Origin of the sequence: Oribacterium sp. oral taxon 078 str. F0263 (assembly GCF_000469565.1) — a bacterium.
GTDB lineage: Bacteria > Bacillota > Clostridia > Lachnospirales > Lachnospiraceae > Oribacterium.
The window spans coordinates 43,783-63,078 of the sequence record NZ_KI273102.1; the positions used below are offsets into that span (position 1 = coordinate 43,783).

Annotated in this window: 14 protein-coding genes and 1 tRNA gene; 14 read left to right on the forward strand and 1 reads right to left on the reverse strand. The window is 48.5% G+C overall.

What is annotated here, in order from left to right; all coding sequences use genetic code 11:
• Positions 1-196 precede the first annotated feature (196 nt).
• From HMPREF1986_RS04200 to HMPREF1986_RS04255, 13 genes are all read left to right on the forward strand, one after another.
• Positions 197-1,438 carry a hypothetical protein gene (locus HMPREF1986_RS04200; RefSeq protein ID WP_155978765.1) on the forward strand — a complete coding sequence of 414 codons (1,242 nt, stop codon included), beginning with the start codon at positions 197-199 and terminating at the stop codon, positions 1,436-1,438.
• 44 nt (positions 1,439-1,482) lie between these two features.
• Entirely contained in the window at positions 1,483-2,475 is a 993-nt protein-coding gene (locus HMPREF1986_RS04205; protein WP_036599280.1) for a tail fiber domain-containing protein, read from the forward strand.
• Positions 2,462-3,604 carry a tail fiber domain-containing protein gene (locus HMPREF1986_RS04210; protein WP_021773537.1) on the forward strand — a complete coding sequence of 381 codons (1,143 nt, stop codon included), beginning with the start codon at positions 2,462-2,464 and terminating at the stop codon, positions 3,602-3,604. The genes HMPREF1986_RS04205 and HMPREF1986_RS04210 overlap by 14 nt, the downstream gene beginning before the upstream one ends.
• A gap of 256 nt (positions 3,605-3,860) precedes the next feature.
• The gene (locus tag HMPREF1986_RS04215) at positions 3,861-4,733 is read left to right on the forward strand and encodes a tail fiber domain-containing protein (RefSeq protein WP_196806103.1); all 873 of its coding nucleotides are present in this window, start codon (positions 3,861-3,863) and stop codon (positions 4,731-4,733) included.
• On the forward strand, positions 4,696-4,935 hold the full coding sequence (locus HMPREF1986_RS13260; RefSeq protein ID WP_196806104.1) for a hypothetical protein: 240 nt from the start codon (positions 4,696-4,698) through the stop codon (positions 4,933-4,935). Before HMPREF1986_RS04215 ends, HMPREF1986_RS13260 begins: the two co-directional genes overlap by 38 nt.
• Complete coding sequence (locus HMPREF1986_RS12535) at positions 4,868-6,406, forward strand: hypothetical protein (protein WP_442950089.1); 1,539 nt, start codon at positions 4,868-4,870, stop codon at positions 6,404-6,406. The genes HMPREF1986_RS13260 and HMPREF1986_RS12535 overlap by 68 nt, the downstream gene beginning before the upstream one ends.
• 15 nt (positions 6,407-6,421) lie before the next feature.
• Positions 6,422-15,703, forward strand: coding sequence for a hypothetical protein (locus HMPREF1986_RS04225; protein ID WP_021773540.1), 9,282 nt, complete (start codon positions 6,422-6,424; stop codon positions 15,701-15,703).
• A gap of 102 nt (positions 15,704-15,805) precedes the next feature.
• A complete protein-coding gene (locus HMPREF1986_RS04230; protein WP_051273872.1) occupies positions 15,806-16,144 on the forward strand; it encodes a hypothetical protein in 339 nt (112 codons plus the stop codon).
• Positions 16,145-16,163: 19 nt separating this feature from the next.
• Positions 16,164-16,496 (forward strand): DUF4406 domain-containing protein, encoded by a 333-nt coding sequence (locus HMPREF1986_RS04235; RefSeq protein ID WP_021773542.1) that lies wholly within the window; start codon positions 16,164-16,166, stop codon positions 16,494-16,496.
• Between the two features lie 10 nt (positions 16,497-16,506).
• Positions 16,507-16,749, forward strand: coding sequence for a DUF6275 family protein (locus HMPREF1986_RS04240; RefSeq protein WP_330365124.1), 243 nt, complete (start codon positions 16,507-16,509; stop codon positions 16,747-16,749).
• Between the two features lie 18 nt (positions 16,750-16,767).
• The gene (locus tag HMPREF1986_RS04245) at positions 16,768-17,034 is read left to right on the forward strand and encodes a phage holin family protein (RefSeq protein ID WP_021773544.1); all 267 of its coding nucleotides are present in this window, start codon (positions 16,768-16,770) and stop codon (positions 17,032-17,034) included.
• Between the two features lie 148 nt (positions 17,035-17,182).
• Positions 17,183-17,389, forward strand: a complete 207-nt coding sequence (locus HMPREF1986_RS04250; protein ID WP_021773545.1) for a hypothetical protein — start codon at positions 17,183-17,185, stop codon at positions 17,387-17,389.
• A 58-nt stretch (positions 17,390-17,447) separates the two neighbouring features.
• On the forward strand, positions 17,448-18,230 hold the full coding sequence (locus HMPREF1986_RS04255; protein ID WP_021773546.1) for a hypothetical protein: 783 nt from the start codon (positions 17,448-17,450) through the stop codon (positions 18,228-18,230).
• A 141-nt stretch (positions 18,231-18,371) separates the two neighbouring features.
• On the opposite strand, the gene HMPREF1986_RS04260 is transcribed toward HMPREF1986_RS04255, so the two are convergent.
• Positions 18,372-18,443: transfer RNA gene (locus HMPREF1986_RS04260), tRNA-Gly, on the reverse strand.
• A gap of 290 nt (positions 18,444-18,733) precedes the next feature.
• Here HMPREF1986_RS04260 and HMPREF1986_RS04270 point away from each other — a divergent pair.
• Positions 18,734-19,255 carry a hypothetical protein gene (locus HMPREF1986_RS04270; RefSeq protein WP_021773548.1) on the forward strand — a complete coding sequence of 174 codons (522 nt, stop codon included), beginning with the start codon at positions 18,734-18,736 and terminating at the stop codon, positions 19,253-19,255.
• Positions 19,256-19,296: the final 41 nt, after the last annotated feature.

A 19,296-nucleotide genomic window follows, 5' to 3' on the forward strand; every position in this document is an offset into this window, starting at 1 on the left:
CACTTGCCGGAAGCAAAGAGGGGATCCGATTGCGAAGTTGGAACGTCCTTTTGGACTGTATTGGAAAAATGGATTGTTCTGGGTAAATGGAGGCAACACTTATTATAAAGGGGAGTATGTAGGATTTTATCCGGATGAAAAGGAACGTACCTTAGTCGGACTGGGTGCGTATATCTGCAGCTTTCCGGATGGCAACATGTTCAGCACAGTGGATAAGAAGTTCCGGAGTATGACGGCGACCTGGCGAGGCGATGTCACAGTGGAGCCAGTGTCGGAGGGATCTACATTTGTCAGGATCACGGGAGGCGGAATCGGAAATGCGTTTGCATCTGGGGATGGAGTGGAGTTTTCGGGGTTTGTGACTCACTATGCGGCATTAAACGGAACTAAAATTTTGAAGGAAGTTGGAAGTGATTTCGTGGTAGTGATCGCGGTAGATGCCGGGGATCCGATTCGTCGCTTCACAAACGGGAATATCACTTTGAAGAGGAAGGTCCCGGAGATGGATTTTGTCTGTGAATTCAACAATAGGTTGTGGGGATGCTCGAATCGAAATCATGAGATCTATGCTTCGAAATTGGGAGATCCTACGAACTGGAATGCATTTGAGGGACTCAGCACAGATTCCTACGCATTGACAGTGGGATCGGATGGGGATTTTACGGGATGTCTTGCGCATAACGGTTATGTCGTGTTCTTCAAGGAGGACTGCATTCATACGATTTATGGGAGTAAGCCGTCTAATTTTACTTTGGACACTGTGCAGGCAAGGGGCCCGGCGAAGGGATGCGAGAAATCCCTTTGCAATGTGAATGAATCCGTATTTTATGTTTCCCGAAACGGCGTATGTATCTATGAAGGATCTTTGCCGGAAACGGTATCGACAAAACTTTCCGGGAAATGGAAGGCAGCGAGTGGGCAGCAGTACGATTCAAAATACTATGTCTCGGTGCAGGATATAGCAGGGAACTGGAGGCTATTGGTCTATGATATGCGACGGTCCGCGCAGAATCAGGCGGAGCTTTGGTATCAGGAGGATGAAGAGCAGATGAAATACTCCTGCTACGCAGAGGGGAAACTCTATATCGTCGACCGGAATAACATGTTGCGGGAGATTTATGCGGAGAAAGAGGAAGACTATATCGAATGGAACTTGGAGTCTGGGGATCTGGAGGAAGGGACACTATCGAAGAAAAAACCGAGCAGAATGCAGTTATCCATCGACTTGACACCGAATGCAGTGCTCACGCTGTATGTATCCTACGACAATTCGCCGACATGGATCAGAGTAAAAACGATAACGGCGGATGCCAGAAGGAATTATCAGATTCCGATCAAACTGAAACGATGTGATCGATATCGATTTAAGATAAGGGGACGGGGGAAATTCCGTCTCTATGGAATGTCTAGGACGACGGAAGGGGGGAGTGATCGATGAGCGTATTCACTCCCCCTCAAATTTCTTTAGACAAGCTAAGAAGTATGGGGGATATCAAAGAATATCTTCGGGATCTGAATCGAAAAATCCGCTTCCTGTCAGAAAATGTGGATCGGGATAATTTTGATCCGGAGGAATATCGGAAGATTTATTCCAACGGAGATCGATCGGTAGAACTCTATCACAGTATCGATGAATTTAAGATCGAGGCAAAGAAGAAATCGGAAGGCCTTCTGGCGAGGATCCGACAGACGGCAGATGAGATATCGTTACTTGCGGAGAAGGGAACTATAACGAACGAAGTCAATATCTCTACGGAGAAAATATTTATTCATGGGAATAAGCTATGGGTGAATTCTGAAAATTTCGTACTGGACGATGTTGGGAACATGTCGATGCGGGGGGATATCTACGCGAAGTCAGGATACTTTGGGGGATATGCGATAGCAGAGGAGGGAGGGAAACAATATCTAAAGGCAGACAACGGAGTTGTGCGAGCGGCAACGTTGGCGGGAACCAATATCATGACAGACAAGTTGGACATTGCGACCGATGAAGATATTTCTGGCTGTTCGATCGACTTTTCGAATTGCCATGTAAAGAGTAATCGGAATTCCTATTTTGGCTGGTTTTACTCAGATAATGTGACGGCGTCAAAGGACATCTATGCCCATTGCGGGAGCGCGGATGTTGTGGAGTGCGCCGGAAAAATTTTCTGCTACGATTATTGGTCGGACAATCAAGGGATTGCGTATTCGGACAGGAGATTAAAAGAAGAGATTCGGGAGATCCCGGATGAAGAGGCGTTACGGTATATCCTTTCCCTTCGGCCTGTAGAGTATGAACTGAAGGATGAGGCCGGAGTGCACTATGGGCTAATCGCGCAGGATATCATAGGGGAAGGGGACCCTTATCATCTCGTGGAGGAGATGGAGGACGGATACTACTGTATAAACTATGAATCGCTGGATGCGTTGATCGCGGGAGCGATGCGGCAGCAGGAGCGGGAGATGGAGGGGATCGGTGTCGGTTTATAAAGGGGAGTCTCCGGAAAGCCTTAAGGATTATAGACAGGTAAGGGATTATGTGCAAAGGATCAACAAGGCGGTGCAAAATGTATTTCATTCCTTGGATCCAGATGACAATTTTACGGAAGAGGAATGGAATCGATATCGGGAGACTGATGGAAAAATCAGTTCGCTGGAAATGGGATTGAATGGGTTAAGAAGTTTCCTGAAGGACAAAAGAAAAGGAGTAGAATCGCTTCTTATGCAGCAGAAGGATCGAATCTCCTTTAAGGTCAAAAAGGGAGATGTTTTAAATCAGTTAAATTTGGAGCCGGGAGCGCTTCGGATCTCTGGGAATCGGCTGGAGATTTTAACAAACAATTTTATTGTGTCCGGAGATCGAATGTATGCAGCAGGAGATGTCACGGCATATGGAGGAAGGATCGCCGGATGGAGGATCAGCCGGGAGGGAGAAAAGCAATATTGGTTTGGAGAGGGAGACTCGAGAATCGATGTGCAGGAGATCACGGCAGAGAGGGGAGATGCCGGAACCATTAAAGCTAGGGGGGAAGTCAATATCCACTCTACCTTCAAAGGAAATTTCGATCAGATCACTTGCAACGGTGCAGTGTTTGATGGAGGGATTTCCTGTAGCTGTATGCAGGCCATGGGAAATAGCCGGTATACACTGACATGCGAAGAAGTGACTTGTTATAGCTCTTATCGAGATGCTGGAGAAACTTTTCCAGAGGAACCGACTCATCCCAGCAAGGAGGAATATGATACGCCGCATCCAAACCGATACAATACAAATTCCTTGCCATATGGGGGGATTGTGGCGGATCAGGTCACGTGTCGAGCGATTTATTCTAAATTGTCCGGAGAGACATGGTCTGATCGCAGGAAGAAAGAAGACATACGGGATATTACAGAAGAAGAGGGAAGAACACTCCTGCATCGTCTTCGTCCGGTATCCTTCCGGATGAAAAAGAGCGGAGCAGAACGCATGGGATATATCGCGCAGGAAGTTCCGGAAGAATACCGGGAAATGACTCCGGAAGGATATTTCGGGCTTCGCTATGCCTCTATCGCGACAGTCCTGGACAAAAGACTGAAGGAGATGAGCAGAAGACTGAAGGAGGAGGAAGTGGATGGATGATATTCAAAAGATTCGGGGGCTTCTTTTGCAAAATCAGAAGATCATCCGGTTTTCATCGGAATCCTTAACATGGAGAGATTCCTGGGATCCGAAGGTGATCCGGAAATTCAATCAGGATCAGAAGACGGTGCAAGATTACGAATTGAGTCTGAAGGGATTCCGGAGTTCATTTGCAGAATTCGAGAACAATCAAAATCGCTCCCTGATCGAGATCAATGAGAACGGGATCCGGCTTTCTGTAAAGAGAACCGATATCATGGGGGAATTGAACACGGAGCTTCGAATTGACGGGAGCAAGATCGATTGCCGGACAAAGAAATTTCTGGTAGATACAGAGAACTTCAAACTGAATGAGCACTCTCTCACGTTTTCAGGGGAGGTGCATGGAAGGGATTGTCAAATTGGAGGATTTACAATCCGGGGGAACGATATGACGGGGAATGCGGACAGTGTAATATCGTCTGGATTGATCAATACCAAAATATTGCATTTGAGGAATACGATTGCGAAAACGATTGAATGTAATCCGGAGAATCTCCCCCAAAAGGAAATCAAATTCGATTCGTCGAAAACAATGGATCAAGATGAAAAAACAGATACCGGGACGACGGTAACGGGACTGCAGGTGAAAGGGGATATCTGGGCCCTATACGGATGGCATGATCGAGAGCACGGAACGCCATATAATTTCGCTTACACTTATTTGAAATGCCGGTCGGTGCGGCTATGGATGCAGGACCATAGGTATAAGACGCGGAACCGTCTTCGCTGCTCTGAAGTGTATTCGGAAAATGCGGGGAAGTCATGGTCGGATAGGAGGCGGAAAAAGAATATAAAGGAGCTTGACTCGGAAAAAGCGGAAAAGTTTTTTCTTTCACTTCGTCAAAGACGCTACAGAGTGAAGAAAAGCGGGAAAGTACAGGAAGGCTATATTGCGCAGGAACTGCAGGAGGCAAGGGACCGCGCCGGGCTTTTCGGATTGCTGGGAGAGTGCGGAGGATTCTTATCGCTTCGATATCCGGAGCTCACAGCGTTTAGAATAAATCAAATACAAAGGAATGAAGAGAGGATACAGAGAAGGAGGAAAGAACGTGAAGGATACCATGAAAATAAGGAGAAGGAATATTAAGGAGGCCTGTGATATCCTGGACAGTTTAAAAATTTCCGGGCTGGAAAACTGGATGAAGCTTCTGCAGGTGGTGCGGCTGATTACAGAAGAAGAAAGAGAGGAGGAAGAGAATGGCAGTGTCGATCGTGGACTGGATGAAGCAAAAAGGGATGGACTCGAGTTACGGTGCGAGAGCGAAGCAGGCGGAGAATCTCGGAATTAGCGGATATCGCGGAAGCGCGGATCAGAACATAAAACTCTATCAGCTTCTTCGGGATGGAGCAAAAGGAAATGGGGGGACGTCGTCGGCACCTGGGGCAGCAGGAGCTCCGTCGGCAAATGTCCTTGCTGGTTCAAATGATACAAAGGGAGTGATTCAGGGAGTTGATGGTGGGGCAACGGGGACCGCTCTACCGCCACTGAAAGCGCTTGGAGTGAGTGGGGATCTTTCGAAGAGTGCGGTGACAAGAGGATATCGCCCATCGGAGCAGGTGGGGAAGGCATATCTTGCCATGAAAGCAAGAGAAGCCAGAATGCCGGGTGACTATGAGGAATCGGAGAATGTACAGGCATGGAGGGACAAACTGCGAAATACGGATGGAGAGAAACCGGATCCGTTCCGATCGAAATACTCCGATCAGATCAATAGTTTGCTGGGGCAGATCTATGGAGACAAAGAATTTCGCTACACGGGACAGGATCTGCAGAACGATGATCTTTATCAGATGATCAGCCAGCAGAAGCAGGATGCAGCGAGGCGCTCTATGCGGGACACGATGGGGAATGCGGCGGCATTGACTGGGGGCTATGGATCTACGGCGGCACAGGCAGCAGGACAGCAGGCCTATGATCAGACCATGTCCGAACTGAATAACGATGTGCTTAGTTTTTATGATCGTGCGTATCAGCGTTATCAGAATCAGCAGGCGAATAGGTACAATCAGCTGCAGGCCTTCCAGGGGCAGGACAATACCGATTATGGAAGATATCGGGATACAGTGGGAGACTGGAAGGATGATCGAAATTTTTATGCCGGACGGCTGGATGCAGAGCGGGCAGCAGATTTGAATGCATATCAGGCAAATACCGCAAATTTTTGGAATGGACAGAACTACCTTGCGGGCAGGTATGATTCCGAGAGGGGAGCGGACTTTTCGGCGTATCAGCAGGATCAGCAGGATAGTCAGTGGGCGCAGCAGTATGCACTGCAAAAAGAGGAGCAAGCAATGGCAAAGGAGCAGGCGGCGCTGGACAATGAACTGAAAAAACTGCAGGCACAGAAAGCACAGAAGGAACTTGCCATGATGGATATGCAGATGGCGGGAATGACGAGTGGAAGCAGTGGAGGAAGTGGAGGATCCGGTGGAAGCGGGAGAAGAGGAAGACGGGGAAGAAGAGGAAGGGCAAAGGGAAAGGAGAGCACCGCAGAGAACACTGCGGTAACGCTTCCTTATGCAATGACGCCGAGTCTTGTACGGAAGCAGATCGCAGATATCCGAGCTGGGAACTTCGCCGGTGGAGATAGCCCGCTTCTCACGCAAAAGGGGAGAGATAATTATGCGAAGCAGTATCAGCAGAAGATCATCGCGGACCAGATGGCTGGGAGAATCGTAATGGATCCGTTAGTTGGCGCAGTCAATGAAAAGGCAGATGATTTTGCATCGGGGAGACTGCTTCGAAATCTGAAAAAATAAGAGGAGAGTGCGGGAATGGCGAGAAGAAAAAAAGTAGAGGAGAGAGAAGTTTCCAGGAGCTCTTACAATCCGTTCCAGGAGTTTTTGAAGAGTAAGGGGGGAGAAGCGATTTCCTCCGGGGTAAAGTCTGGGAGAATCAGAATACCGGAAGCGGATCCGGATCCCGCACAGGCGATAAGAAGCAAAGGAATGCCGCAAAGCGCTGCGGAAATGTATCGAGACTATAAGACATTGAAGGGAATTCCGGACTGGCAGAGCGATCCGGCGGGAAGCGAGCAAAATGAGGCCGCAAGCTCAAAAAGAAGAGGGATTGGTGATTTGAGATCGCTCCTGAATTCCCAAAAGCCGATCATGCCAAATTCGAAGATGAATGACCAGATCCGTGATTATATGCAGGAACATAAGTCCTGGGCGCCATCTTATCAGACAATGGCGGAAAAGACCGCGGATCCTACTACGGCACATGCACTGAGGGAGAGGAGAGAGGGACAGGAAAGATCGCTTTCGGCAAGATTGGAAGCAGAAAAAGTATCGTCCTATCATCCGGAATATTATGTGAAGCCGTCGGGACAGCCGGAAGAAACTGAGGCACAACGGAAAGAGTTTGAGGAGTATGTGCAGAAACATCCGGGAGGGGATGGAACAAAGATTCGGGGAACGACGCAGGAGGATCGGGTGAATTCGGTTCCGCTTGTGTCGGATACAGCCGAAGGCTACCGGGAATATCAATATCTGAAGAGGTTGTCGGAAAAGCCTGGCATTGGGGCGGTAGCGCCGGTTCTGGGAGCGGCGCTGTATACGGGAGAAAATGCCGTAAGCGGTGTAGAAGGGCTTATCAATACTGCCGCACAGATGGCTCGTGGGGATAAGATGGAGCCGGAAAATATGAAAAGTGCCCCTGTCGTGGACGCGATCCGACAGGGGACACAGCGCGCAGTAAGAGAAAGGCTTGGACTGAAGAACGATGGAATACAAAGTACACAAGAAAAAGTGTCGAATTTTTTGACTGGAACTGTCTTGGACGCTGCCAGTTCGACCGCGAATGCGCTTCTTTTTGGGGGAGGGAGTTTGGCGCTTGCGGGGGGTAATGCAGCAAATCAGGAACTCTATGAAGATTCCATGAATGAGAATCTGAGCAAGAATCAGATGCTTGGAAGTGCAATAACACATGGGATTGCAGAAGCGTTCTGGGAGCGTTTTTCGCTTGGGAATTTTGAATCAATGAAAGAGGTTCCGGTAACGGGGATTAAGCAGCTCGCGAAGAACTATGCGAAGAGTTTCTTGACAGAGGGATCGGAAGAGTTTGCGACGGATATTTCGAACGATATTACGGATATCCTGATAAAAAACACAGCGTCAGAGCCCTATCAGGAGTACAGCGCAAGAATTGCGAATGGGGAAAATGAGAAGAGTGCCTTCATGAATACAGTGGCTTCTCGTCTGCAATCAGCCGGTCTTTCCTTCCTTGGCGGAGGACTGTCCGGAGGATTTTCTTCTGGCGTTGCGTCTGCGATAGGGACATACGGGAAGGGGGCGGAATATCGAGATGTCTTCCGGGGGAACGGATACCAAGAGATTGCGAACAGCGTGGATGACAGTACGGTAGGTGGACAAAAGGCGAAAAGCATTGCGCAGCAGTATGCGGACCGCGTGAAGAAGGGAGAGAATATCTCTCAGATGGAGCGGGGATATCTTGCAAATGCGATCGAAGCAAATATGGAGGACGCGCAGAGACTGCAGGAGGCCAATGAATCTGCAGTCAATCAGGAAAACACGCAGGAAGAAGCGAAGGAAGAGAATCTGGGGCAAGGAATCAAAGAGACGAAGAAGGAAACTGCGAAGAGAGAAAGCATTGGGAAAGCAGAAGAAAAGGAAGAAGACAGAGAGGAACTGGAGAACAGAAAACGGAAGTGGGAAAGGGAGACGCTAAAGGATTGGGCCGGAAATTATGGTGCAGCAGGGAAGAAGGCGTTTCTTGAGAACTTTGACGGAACAATGACGGTGCCGGATTACATCAAGACTTATTCGGATATCTACAATATGGCGAGGTATGGATCTCTGCAGGATGATATGAAGACTGCGGAAGCGGCCATACTTGGGAAGGATAAATTTGAATCGATCTATAAAGCTGGGCATGCGGACTATATGAAGAATTTGAAGAGGCTTGCCAATGTGAACTATAGAGAAAGACAGGAGAAGAGAAGTGGGGGACTTTTAGAGAGCGTACCGGAAACTCCGGAAGCCCTAAAGAGAACGTTAGAAAGTCTCGGGGAAAAGACCGGGATTTTATTCCGTGTCACAGATAGCACGAGATACGGAGAGAATGGTCTTGGCCGATCGGATGCGATGGGAGGATATCAGTCGGGGAAGGGAATTGTCACGGTTGATTTGAGCAGTGAGAACCCCATGGCAACGGTAAGCCATGAGATGACGCACTGGATCAAGGAGTATGCACCGATAGAATACGCAGACTTTCGGGAGGCTGCCGTTCGCGCGATCGTCCGATCAAAGGGGACGGATTTTGATTCGCTGATAGAAACATATCGGAAGGCATATGGAGAAGAACTGTCTCATGAGGAGCTTACGGATGAAATTGTCGCGGATTCCACAGGGGAATTCCTGAACGATAGGCAGTTTATCAAGGAAGTAACGGAGACACAGAAAGGGATTGGGAGGCGAATTCTCGAGTGGCTGAACTCGGTTGTGGATGCCATTCGGGAAATTATTTCAAAGCAAGGGCTTCGGCGGGCAAGCACGGCGCTTGCAGAAGATCTTCGGCAATATGAGGATGCTCGGGCTTTGTGGATGGAGGCAGTGGAGAAGTCCGCGGAGACGATGGAAACAAAGGAGTATGCCGGAGAGGAACGGGAAGGAGAAATAAAGTATCAACTGGTTGGGCATGAGGGAAATATCGATGTTTATGAGACGAGCGATGCGACAAAAAAACTTACTATAAGAGAGAGAATGCATCATGCCCTTGAAATCATGAAGGGAAAGTACCGGGATCAGAAGGTCGTCTTCCAAAAAGATGGTGTAACCTATGAAGCGAAATATGATCCTTATGGCATAAGGAAAGGAATATTTGGCGGAAAGCAATCCGACAGAAAAGGGTTTAAGACAAAAATAAATATTGCAGCAGATGGGGACTACGTAACTTTAGCGGAGAATTCCAATTACGATAAGAGTAAAGCGGAAAAGGGAGGGAAAAAGAATGAGTTCCATCGCGATGCGAAGAATTGGGATTACTTTGTAAAGACGATCAAAAGTGACGGGAGTTATTTTGACGTCTTAATCAATGTGAAAGACACTGGAGATGAACATTATGTTTATGACATCTCATTGAGAGAAAACAAAAAAAAGAGGAACAACTCTGCTGACGCAATGAAGCGCTTTAGGGTGCAAAGTGATCCTCATGAAGAGACTATAACAGAACATTCTCCGAATGTCAATGAGAAGAACCATACGCTGAAGGATCATCTGGAGGGAAAGGAAGAGGTAGAAGAGAGTAAAAGCCTGATTGCGGTTCATAACTTAAAGGCGGATAAGCTTCTTAAGGTCTTGTCTTATGATGGGATCCCTATGCCGTCTATTGCTGTGACGAAAGCAGATTATGGATGGGAAAAGTTTGGGGATATTTCGCTTGTTTTCCGGAAAAATACCGTGGATCCGGAGAGGAAGGGGAATAAGGTGTATGGCGCAGATGCCTGGACGCCGATGTTCCCAAAGTTGGAATATGAGGGAGAGCAGAAGAAAATCAAAGAGATTCAGGATCGCACGAAGAGAAACATAGAGGAACGGGATATCCCGAGAGAGATGCAGGAGAATGCAGAGAGATTCCTGAATGAGATGCAGTATGCAATCACACAGGGCGGAGAGGCCGAATTAGTAAAAAGGGCGGAAGAGAACAGAGGAATGCAGGCGCTTTATCTTTCGGAGAAAGGGATAAGTGTGCCGGAGTTCAAAGGCGATACATCAATTGAAACAGCAGAAGATGTTTTGATGCGTACTGTGAAAAAAGAATTCGGGAAAGAGCTTCATCATATCTATGATATGGGGACGCAGGAGATCACGGAAAAATACGGGGAAAGATTGCTGGAACTCAAACGGGAATCTATGGAGAAGGTAGGGAAGCCGGAGAAGTTGATACAAACAGTGCTGTCTTCGATGCGGGAAAAGGGGGATGCCTATAAGATCATGGAGAAGGCATCCAGGTGGCAGGATCCGCATGAGCACGCGAGATATGATGAGGAGGCTGCAGAGAAGTTTCTCGACCGGCATGTGGACAAGGAAGGATACCGGAAATGGCTTTCTGATCTATTTCGTGGGAGCGAAGGAAAAAAAGGAGTATGGAACGGGAAAGAACCGTTTACGAAGAAGGGGAAGCGAAGAAACTTTTCGGAGCTTCACTATGATGTGACGCCGGAAAATATAGTAAGATCAATGCTTTCTCAGTCGGATAATGCAAAGAATGTGGAGGGGTTTGAAGGAGTAAAGACGCTCCGAGCCGCAGTGAAGAGTGACATAAAAAGCATTCAGGAGATGCATCAGCGAGAGGGTGGTTTGAAGAATCTGACGGAAGAGGAGTTCAAGAAGCAGCAGGACGAATTGAACGAAGAATTATTGGAAGTGATATCAGGGATTCGAGAGAGGTCTGGAAGAGGCGATCGACTTGAAGCGATCAATCAGATAGGAAACATCATTCAGGATGCGGCGGGAGAAAAGAACTTTAGTAAGGAGACGCTGAGAGATACGTTCCGAAAATATGATATTTGGCAAGTCCGGGAGGAGGATATCCGAAAGATTACAGAGATCATCCATGCGATAAAGGAAATGCCCGTGGAGATGTTTGAGGCAAAACCGCAGAGAGTTGTGAATTATGATGAGATAGCGGCGGCTCTTGTGCCGCAGAATACTTCGGAAGAAGTGCTTGACGCGCTGGAAAAGAGAGGGATTCCCATCCAATTTTATGATGCGGAGATCGAAGGGGATCGAAAGCAAAAGCTTCAGTCCCTAGATGGAATTCGATTCCAGCTCGATCTGGAAGATGAAATGCTCCCGGGAAGATATGAAGAGCAGTCGGAAGCGCTTCGGAGAGAGAATGCATATTTGACCAATCTCTTGTTTGCAACAAGAGGGAAACAGACAGATGAGACAGGGATCAGAAATGTCGCAAAAAAGCTAGTGGATGATACAGGATCAAAGATGTCAAAGACCGTCTTAAAGGAACAGCTTGCGAAGTTTTACAGTTATATTAAGACAGCGGAACATCTGGACTATCAGGATATTATGAATGGGGCAAGGGCGATTGCGAATCAGTTGATTGAGGAGGCGGTGCAGCCGGATCCCGAGGAAGAAGAGGCATGGAGACCTTTTAGAAAGGCGTTACATAATACGATCATCTATATCTCTCCGCAAAATGTGAGGGATGTTGCACCGGATGGAATCGGAATGCTGCAGCGGAAATGGTTTGGGAAGATACGATTTACAACAAAGGAAGAGCATCGGGAGAAAGAGGCCTCTGCCGTATATAGAGAATTGAAAGGCGTGTTTCCGGATGCATTCACGAAAGACCCGGATGATTTTCGCAATGAGGCGGATGCTGTACAAGAGATCATGGATGTCTATGAATATATGCGGCCCAGAATGGTCAACATCTATGGAGATATGGCGACACAAAGAGAAGCGGCGGAGGACATCGCGAAGGAAGTCTTTGATCTTTATTATGAAGTGGGGATGGAAAAAGGAGGCAAGGCGAAAAGCTATGCAAAAAGCTGGAAAATGGCAAAGGAGGAAGCGAGAAATGAACTTCTCCGAGAGTCCAACGAAAGGCTCCGGATCATCCAACGGGAGGATGCTGTAAGGCTGAGAGAGCTGAGGAAAGAATTCTCGGATGGAAATTTGAGTCATGAAGAATTTAACCTTAGAAAAAAGATGTTGACGGATCAGAAGCGCCAGCAGAGAGAAGCAATGCTGCAGAAAATCCGGGAGCAAAGGGAACGTTATGAAGAAGGGAGAGACCGGGCACGGTATAAAAGTGAAGTACAAAAGGATGCGAGGAAACTGCTTCAGATGGCAGCAAGTCCGACAGATCAGGAGCATATCCCGGAGCCAATGGTGAAGCCGATTCTAGACGTCCTGAGTTATATTGACTATGCCTCAAGACAAATCACGGAAGAAGGAGAAATTGAAGAGAGAAAGAATGGAAAAGGAGAAAAAACAAAACGCACACTGAGCGCGGAGGAGTTTAAGGCAGCAGTTCTTACGCTTAGCCAGAAAATCCAGGAGATTGAGAAGCAAGACAATATTTTAGAATCAGAAAATGGAAATGCCTCCTATCTCACGATTGATCCGGATATCGTGAAAAACCTGCAGGCAACGGTTTCGGCCTTCGAGAAAAACGAGGAGGCGCATGGAAACATTGATATTCTCCCCTTGAAAAATCTGAGAGAAGTGCGAGACACTCTGCGGGCACTTCGAAGAATGGTCGAAACTGCCAACCAATTCATCGCAGAAAAGAATATGGAGAGCATAGCGGAAGCGTCTGAAAAAACGGTAGATTCCTTAAGGCAAAGGGAGACGGAGAAGGACTATGCAGGGTTTATTGGGAGCCTGAAGAAACTGGCATCCACCGGAATGATGGACAGTTATACCTTCTTTCATGAGATGGGGAAAGGAGGCGGCGATCGATATCAGGCACTTCGGGATGCGCTGGACAACAAAACACGGAAGATGGTGCAGGCACAGGAATACTTTGAAAAGATCAAAGAGGAAAATCGGTTAGAAGACAAAGAAATGCGGGAGTGGTCGCAGAAGGAAATTGAGATCACTTTGCCTGCCGTACAAAGAGGGACGCTGAGCGGAACGAGAAACAAAACGGTGAAAGTTACGAAAGCACAGTTGATGTCTCTTTATCTTCTGAATCAGCGGGAACAGGCAAGAATGCATCTCTATGGGACGACGAAACAGGAGAGAGCACTCGGAATACATCCGAAGAACTTGAGCTATGGAGGAATTAAATGGGAGCCTAGGCGTGGAAGGCTTGGGGTAATGCAAGACAACAATACCGTTTATAAGCTCTCAGAGGGATTACTTTCCAGACTGCTAAATGAGCACCTAAGCGAGAAGGAAAAGAGAGTAGCAGCGGCGATCGGGAGATTCCTGACGGGAGAAACCTCCGCATGGGGGAATGAGGCCACGTTGAATTTGTATGGATACCGGAAATTTATGGCAAAAGATTATTTCCCGATTCGCGTGGATGATACCTCGATTGGAATCAATTCGGAAGCTTTGGAGCGGGGAATGACCATGCTGAAGAACATGGGTATGACGAAGGCGACGCAACAGAGAACTTTTAATCCGCTGATCGTGCAGGATATCTTTGATGTCTTTGTGGATCAAGTGGATAAGATGAGCTCTTACAGTGCCTATATGCCAGCCGTCTCAGACCTCGAAAAATGGTATAACTATAAAGGCGTGAAAGGGAATGTCCATGCGGAATTGCAGCGAGTCATGGGGAAAAACGGAATCGATTACTTCACGAATTTGCTTCGGGATTTGAACGGAAGCCGTGGCAGGAATGAATGGGGAGGGCTTTATGGTATCGCAGGGAAATATAAGGGAGCACTGATTGGAGCAAATCTTCGATCTGCGATTCAGCAGCCGACAGCATATGTAAGAGCTATGGCGGTAACGAATCCGAAGTATCTTCTGGAAGGGCTCACGCTGAAGCCGGGGAAGATGGCAAGGCAGGAGTTTGAGCTTTGCAAGAAGTATGCACCGATTGCGGCATGGAAAGAACTTGGATCCTATGATATCAATGTGGGTCGTTCCATGAAAGGAATGCTGATTGGTGGGGAATCTGCGCTGGAGAAGCTTCAGGACAGCTCGATGTATTTGCTGGAGAAGGGAGATGAAGTTGCATGGGTCCGGCTATGGTGGGCCGCACAGGCGCAGGTAAAGGACACGACAAAGCTTTCGCCCGGAACGGAGGAGTTTTATCAGGAGGCGGCAAGGATCTTTAATCACGTGATTGATACAACGCAGGTAGTGGATTCTGTATTGCATCGCTCCGATCTTATGAAGAGCAAAGGGACGTGGGAGAAGATCATCACTTCCTTTATGTCGGAGCCGACGAAAACATATAATGTACTGTATCGGATGGCGAGCGATATCAAGCACGAAGAGAAGGGAGCAAAGAAGCGGGCGGCCAGAGTTGTCGTAGCGGTGCTTCTCTCGCAAGCTTTGACATCGGCGGCTGCGTCCATTGTGTCTGCAATGCGGGATCCGGATAAGGATAAGAAGTACGGAGAAAAATGGAGAGAAAAATTCCTACAGGATTTCTTATCCAGCATTCAGCCTTGGAATAACCTTCCGTATATCAAGGATATCATTGAAAAGAGCGTGAAGATTACGACGGGAAAGCAGGGATATAGCGATGAAGATGATCTTGGGATGAAGGCATTGGAAGATCTTCTTCAGACGATTCCGGAAACGGTGAAATTTGTTCAGGGAGAGTCGAAATCCAGCGGGCTGGGAATGCTTTATAAATTGTCCAGAGCGACAAACATCGCGGGGATCCCTCTTCACAATATGATGAAGGATATTGGCGCTTTTGTGGATACCTTTTTGATCGGTGACAAGGCCGGAGCGATTTATGATCGGGATAGGATCCTTTACGACATCGGTGCGCAGAAGGATGAAAAATACTTGAACCAAAAGCAATTCCTGGCGGATGCCATGCGGGCCTATGCACAGGGGAACAAAGCGCTTGGGGATCAGATCATTGAAGAAATGAAAAGAAATATGGATCCTGAGAAGGTGGAAGAAGCTGTACAAAAGGCCTTGGCGGAGGAGCCGGAGATAGAAGCAGCAGCAGAGGCCGCGATGCGGGGAGATAAGAAAAGAAAGGAGGAACTGGAAAAAGCGCTGAAAGATAAAGGCTATTCTGAGGAGATGATACAAAAAAAGATTACATCAAAGCTGAGGAGTCAAAGAGGATCGGGCGAGGAGATCGCCAAATTACTCTATGAAAAGGACCAAAATGAAAAGGAGGTAAAGGAGGCGCTGGAGAAGTGGATGCAGGCTTATAAAGCGCAGGGGAAGACGGAGCAGGACGCTGAAAGAGATCTCAAGACTGCTATAACAAGAAAATACAAAGAGAAATATTTGGAGGCGAAGGACAGCGAAGAGAGAAATGAAATCGTCAAGAGATTGCAGAAGATCTTAGTGAACAAGAAACAGATTTACAGCGAGGAGGACTTTAAGCGGTGGAATAAAGAGGGAAAGAAAAAGGCGTGATGGGAAAAGGAAGCAGCGGGAACATTTCTTCCGCTGCTTTTTGCTACGGGGAAAAGGAATGGAGAGGAGTAGGATGGAAAGAAAGGAAGGAGGGTGCAAAATGTGACGAATGAGGAAATCGTTAAAAATCTCTCAGGGCACGAGCACGAGATCAAAAACCTAGGATACCGGATAGGCAATCTGGAAGCTGTTAGCAAGCAGATCAATGACCTCGCCCTATCCGTGCAAAAACTGGCTTTGAATATGGCAAGGATGCTGGACGAGCAAAAGATTCTTTCTGAAGAGCAGAAGATCATCTCCGGAAGAGTCAGAAACCTAGAGGATAAACCAGGGCAGACCTGGGGAGCGATCGTACAGACGGCAATCACTGCGATCGTATCCGCCCTGGCCGGAGGTATTGCCGTGTGGGTCGTGCAGGGACTGGCTCTGCACATGCATTGATTAAGAAAGAGAGGGATGGATGTTAAGAGTGTTTATCAGTCAGCCAATGGCAGGAGAGTCTGAAGAGAAGATCAAGAAGGAGAGGCAACGAATCATCGACAGTATTGTGAGTGAGTTTGGCGAGGAAATCGAGATCATTGATTCCTACTTTGAGGGGGCACCTGCTGACGTGCGGCCGCTTTGGTTTACCGGAAAGGCCATTGAGCTGCTCTCGACCGCGGATATGGCATATTTTGCTCCTGGATGGAAAGACGCCCGCGGATGCAGGCTTGAGCATAAAGCGGCTGAGGAATATGGGATCGAGATTATTTGCGACGGAGGGGGGGGATGCAATGCAGGAAAAGGAATTTAGGAAACTTTGCGTGAAAGCGGTCGCGGATTATTTCAATGACCGCAAGGAAAGCACGGACAAGAACGGAGATATTACGGAAGAGAATGTCTTTGTTGTCTGGATGTGCAAGACATTGCAGAACTTTAAGGCGCTGGTGAGCACGACGGTTCCGGATGGAATGTACTATGAATTAACATACAACGGAGACCGCGCGGAGCTTTACCTGGATGCATACAAAAAGTGGGAAAACAAGTGCATCAAAGTAGAAGACTGAGAAAGAGAGGAAAAGAACATGGATTTTGGGCTTACGAGTGTAGTCGGTATTACTGTGATCTGCTATTTGATCGGCATGCTTTGCAAAAGCATGCCGATCGTGCCGGACAAGGCGATCCCCGCCGTATGCGGCGTATCTGGGATGCTGCTCGGCATCGCGGCACTGCAGCTCATGCCGGACTATCCGGCGAAGGACGTCATTAACGCCATGGCGATCGGGATTGTATCTGGCTTGGCGGCTACGGGCGTCAATCAGCTCGGAAAACAGATGACCGCTGGTGTTTGATTAAATATTGAGAGAGGGACATGACGCGGGAGTTCCTCCGGGATAGTGACCGAAAAGCGGGGCGGGAGAAAACTTAAAAGTAGCCTGCCCTGCAATCCCGCTTAAAATACAGAATCAATGCAGAGAGAAAAGTGAAAGGAGATCTGATATGAGAAAGGCACAGAGAATCAAGACGAATACGAAGAAGCCGGGAAGCGGATATGATGGGAAGCGGAAGGATGAGAGGCAGGGACCGGGAACGGAGATCCATAGAGATCCGAAGATGAGCTATGTGGGGCCGGATCCAAAGCGCCCGCTGTCTCAGGATCCCAACGAGATGCAGGATCTTGGGAATGGGCCCGGGGTAAAGAAGTGAGATAAAGAAAGGGGAGGAGGGCGCGAGCTCTCCTCTTTTGAATAGAAAGGAGAAAGATATGATTGCAAACAGCGGACACGATGAAAGAGGAAAGTACAGTGGGGGGCGCGCAGGGGATCAGACCGGCAGAGAGTGGGCTGTGATCCCGTGGTATTCCCGCCCCTGGGATACGGTCCTTCGGAATCCGGACGAGAAGGTTAGGCTTATGATCGTCTACCTCGCGAAGAGCGCAGCAAGGAATGACTTGATTGGCTATAATCAGGCGAAGCGGACGACATTCTGGCGGGAGCTCTCCCGGTCTGGCTATGATCCCCTCCGGATCACAACGCCGTGCGATGCGGATTGCTCCGCAGGAGTGGCGGCAATCGTCAAGGCAGCAGGGTACCGTCTGGGGAATCAGGCGCTGCAGGGGGTAAGCCCGGACATGTATACCGGCAATGAGACGGAGACGCTCAGACGGGCCGGGTTTATTGTACTGAAGGATCCGAAGTATCTTACCTCTGATCGAGAGCTTCTGCCGGGGGACATCCTGCTCTGCACTGGGCATCACACAGCAATCAATCTGGATCGCGGAGTGATGGCGCAGGATCCCGCTCCAACAGATAAGCCGACGCCTCCCGTAGTGGAGTCGGACTATGAGAAACTGGGATGGATCCACGATGATGCCGGATGGTGGTATGCTTATGGGCATCGCAAAGGAGAATATCATATCAACAATGCGGTCCGGATTGACGGGAAACTTTACTTCTTCGACGTCTTCGGCTACTGTGTGAAAGATCCAGTGATTAAGACTGATGACAGCGGAGCTCTCATATCGATTTCTGGAGAGCGAGTGTGCTGATTCTGTGACAAGATTCGTGACAAGATTTTTATGACAACTGTGGCATATGCTGTGCCAGAGACGGCAAAAAAGAAGGCGAAAAAGCACGAAAAAAGCAAGGAAAGAAGCCATTCTTGGCAGATTTCCTTGCTTTTTCGTCAGAGCGCGAGACGGGAATCGAACCCGCGACCTTCTCCTTGGCAAGGAGACGTAGTACCACTCTACTACTCGCGCAAATATCTCAATTTTTCAAAATAAACTTTACTAAATGCCGAAAACTAGTATAAGGGAAGGAGGGGAGAGCTGTCAAGAGGATCAGGAGCTAAAGCAAGGCTCAGACAGGAAGCGAAGCGGATTCGCATCGGATCCGCTCCGCTCTCTGAGGCAGGAAGGAAGGATAGAGGAGAAAGGCCGCGGACAGCCGAAAGAAAGGGCTTGGAGAGGCGGAACGCGGAAATGCAGAATAGACAGCGGAATAGATCAGAATAGATAAGAGAAAGAATTTCAGGGAGGAAAGTGCATTGATGGGAGACGTATCGATCCGGAAAGCGGCGCGGGAGGACATTCCGCGCATACTTTCGATCTATGAGAGAGCGAGAAGCTTTATGGAGGAGCAGGGAAACGGAGGGCAGTGGGGAAGGCATTACCCCGCGAGAGAGGATGTGGAGGAGGATATCGCCCGGGAGAACAGCTATCTCCTTCTTTCCGAGGGGAGAGTCGTCGGCGTCTTTTGCTTTTTCATCGGGGAGGAGCCGAGCTATCGGGAAATTACCGGGGAGGGCTGGCACAGCGATTCTCCCTACGGTGTGATCCACCGCGTCGCCTCGGACGGGAGCGTCCGCGGGGTGGCCGAAAGCTGCTTCTCCTTTTGCCGGGAGAAATCTCCCTATCTCAGGATCGACACCCACGAGAGAAATATCCCGATGCAGCGCGCGATACGGCGCTTTGGCTTCCGGGACTGCGGGATTATCCGGCTCCGGGAGGGGGAGAGACTCGCCTTTGACTACCTCCGGGAGAAGGACATAGATTGTTCACAAAGAAATTAGCACTCGATCATTGACAGTGCTAACAGCTGTGCTATAATATT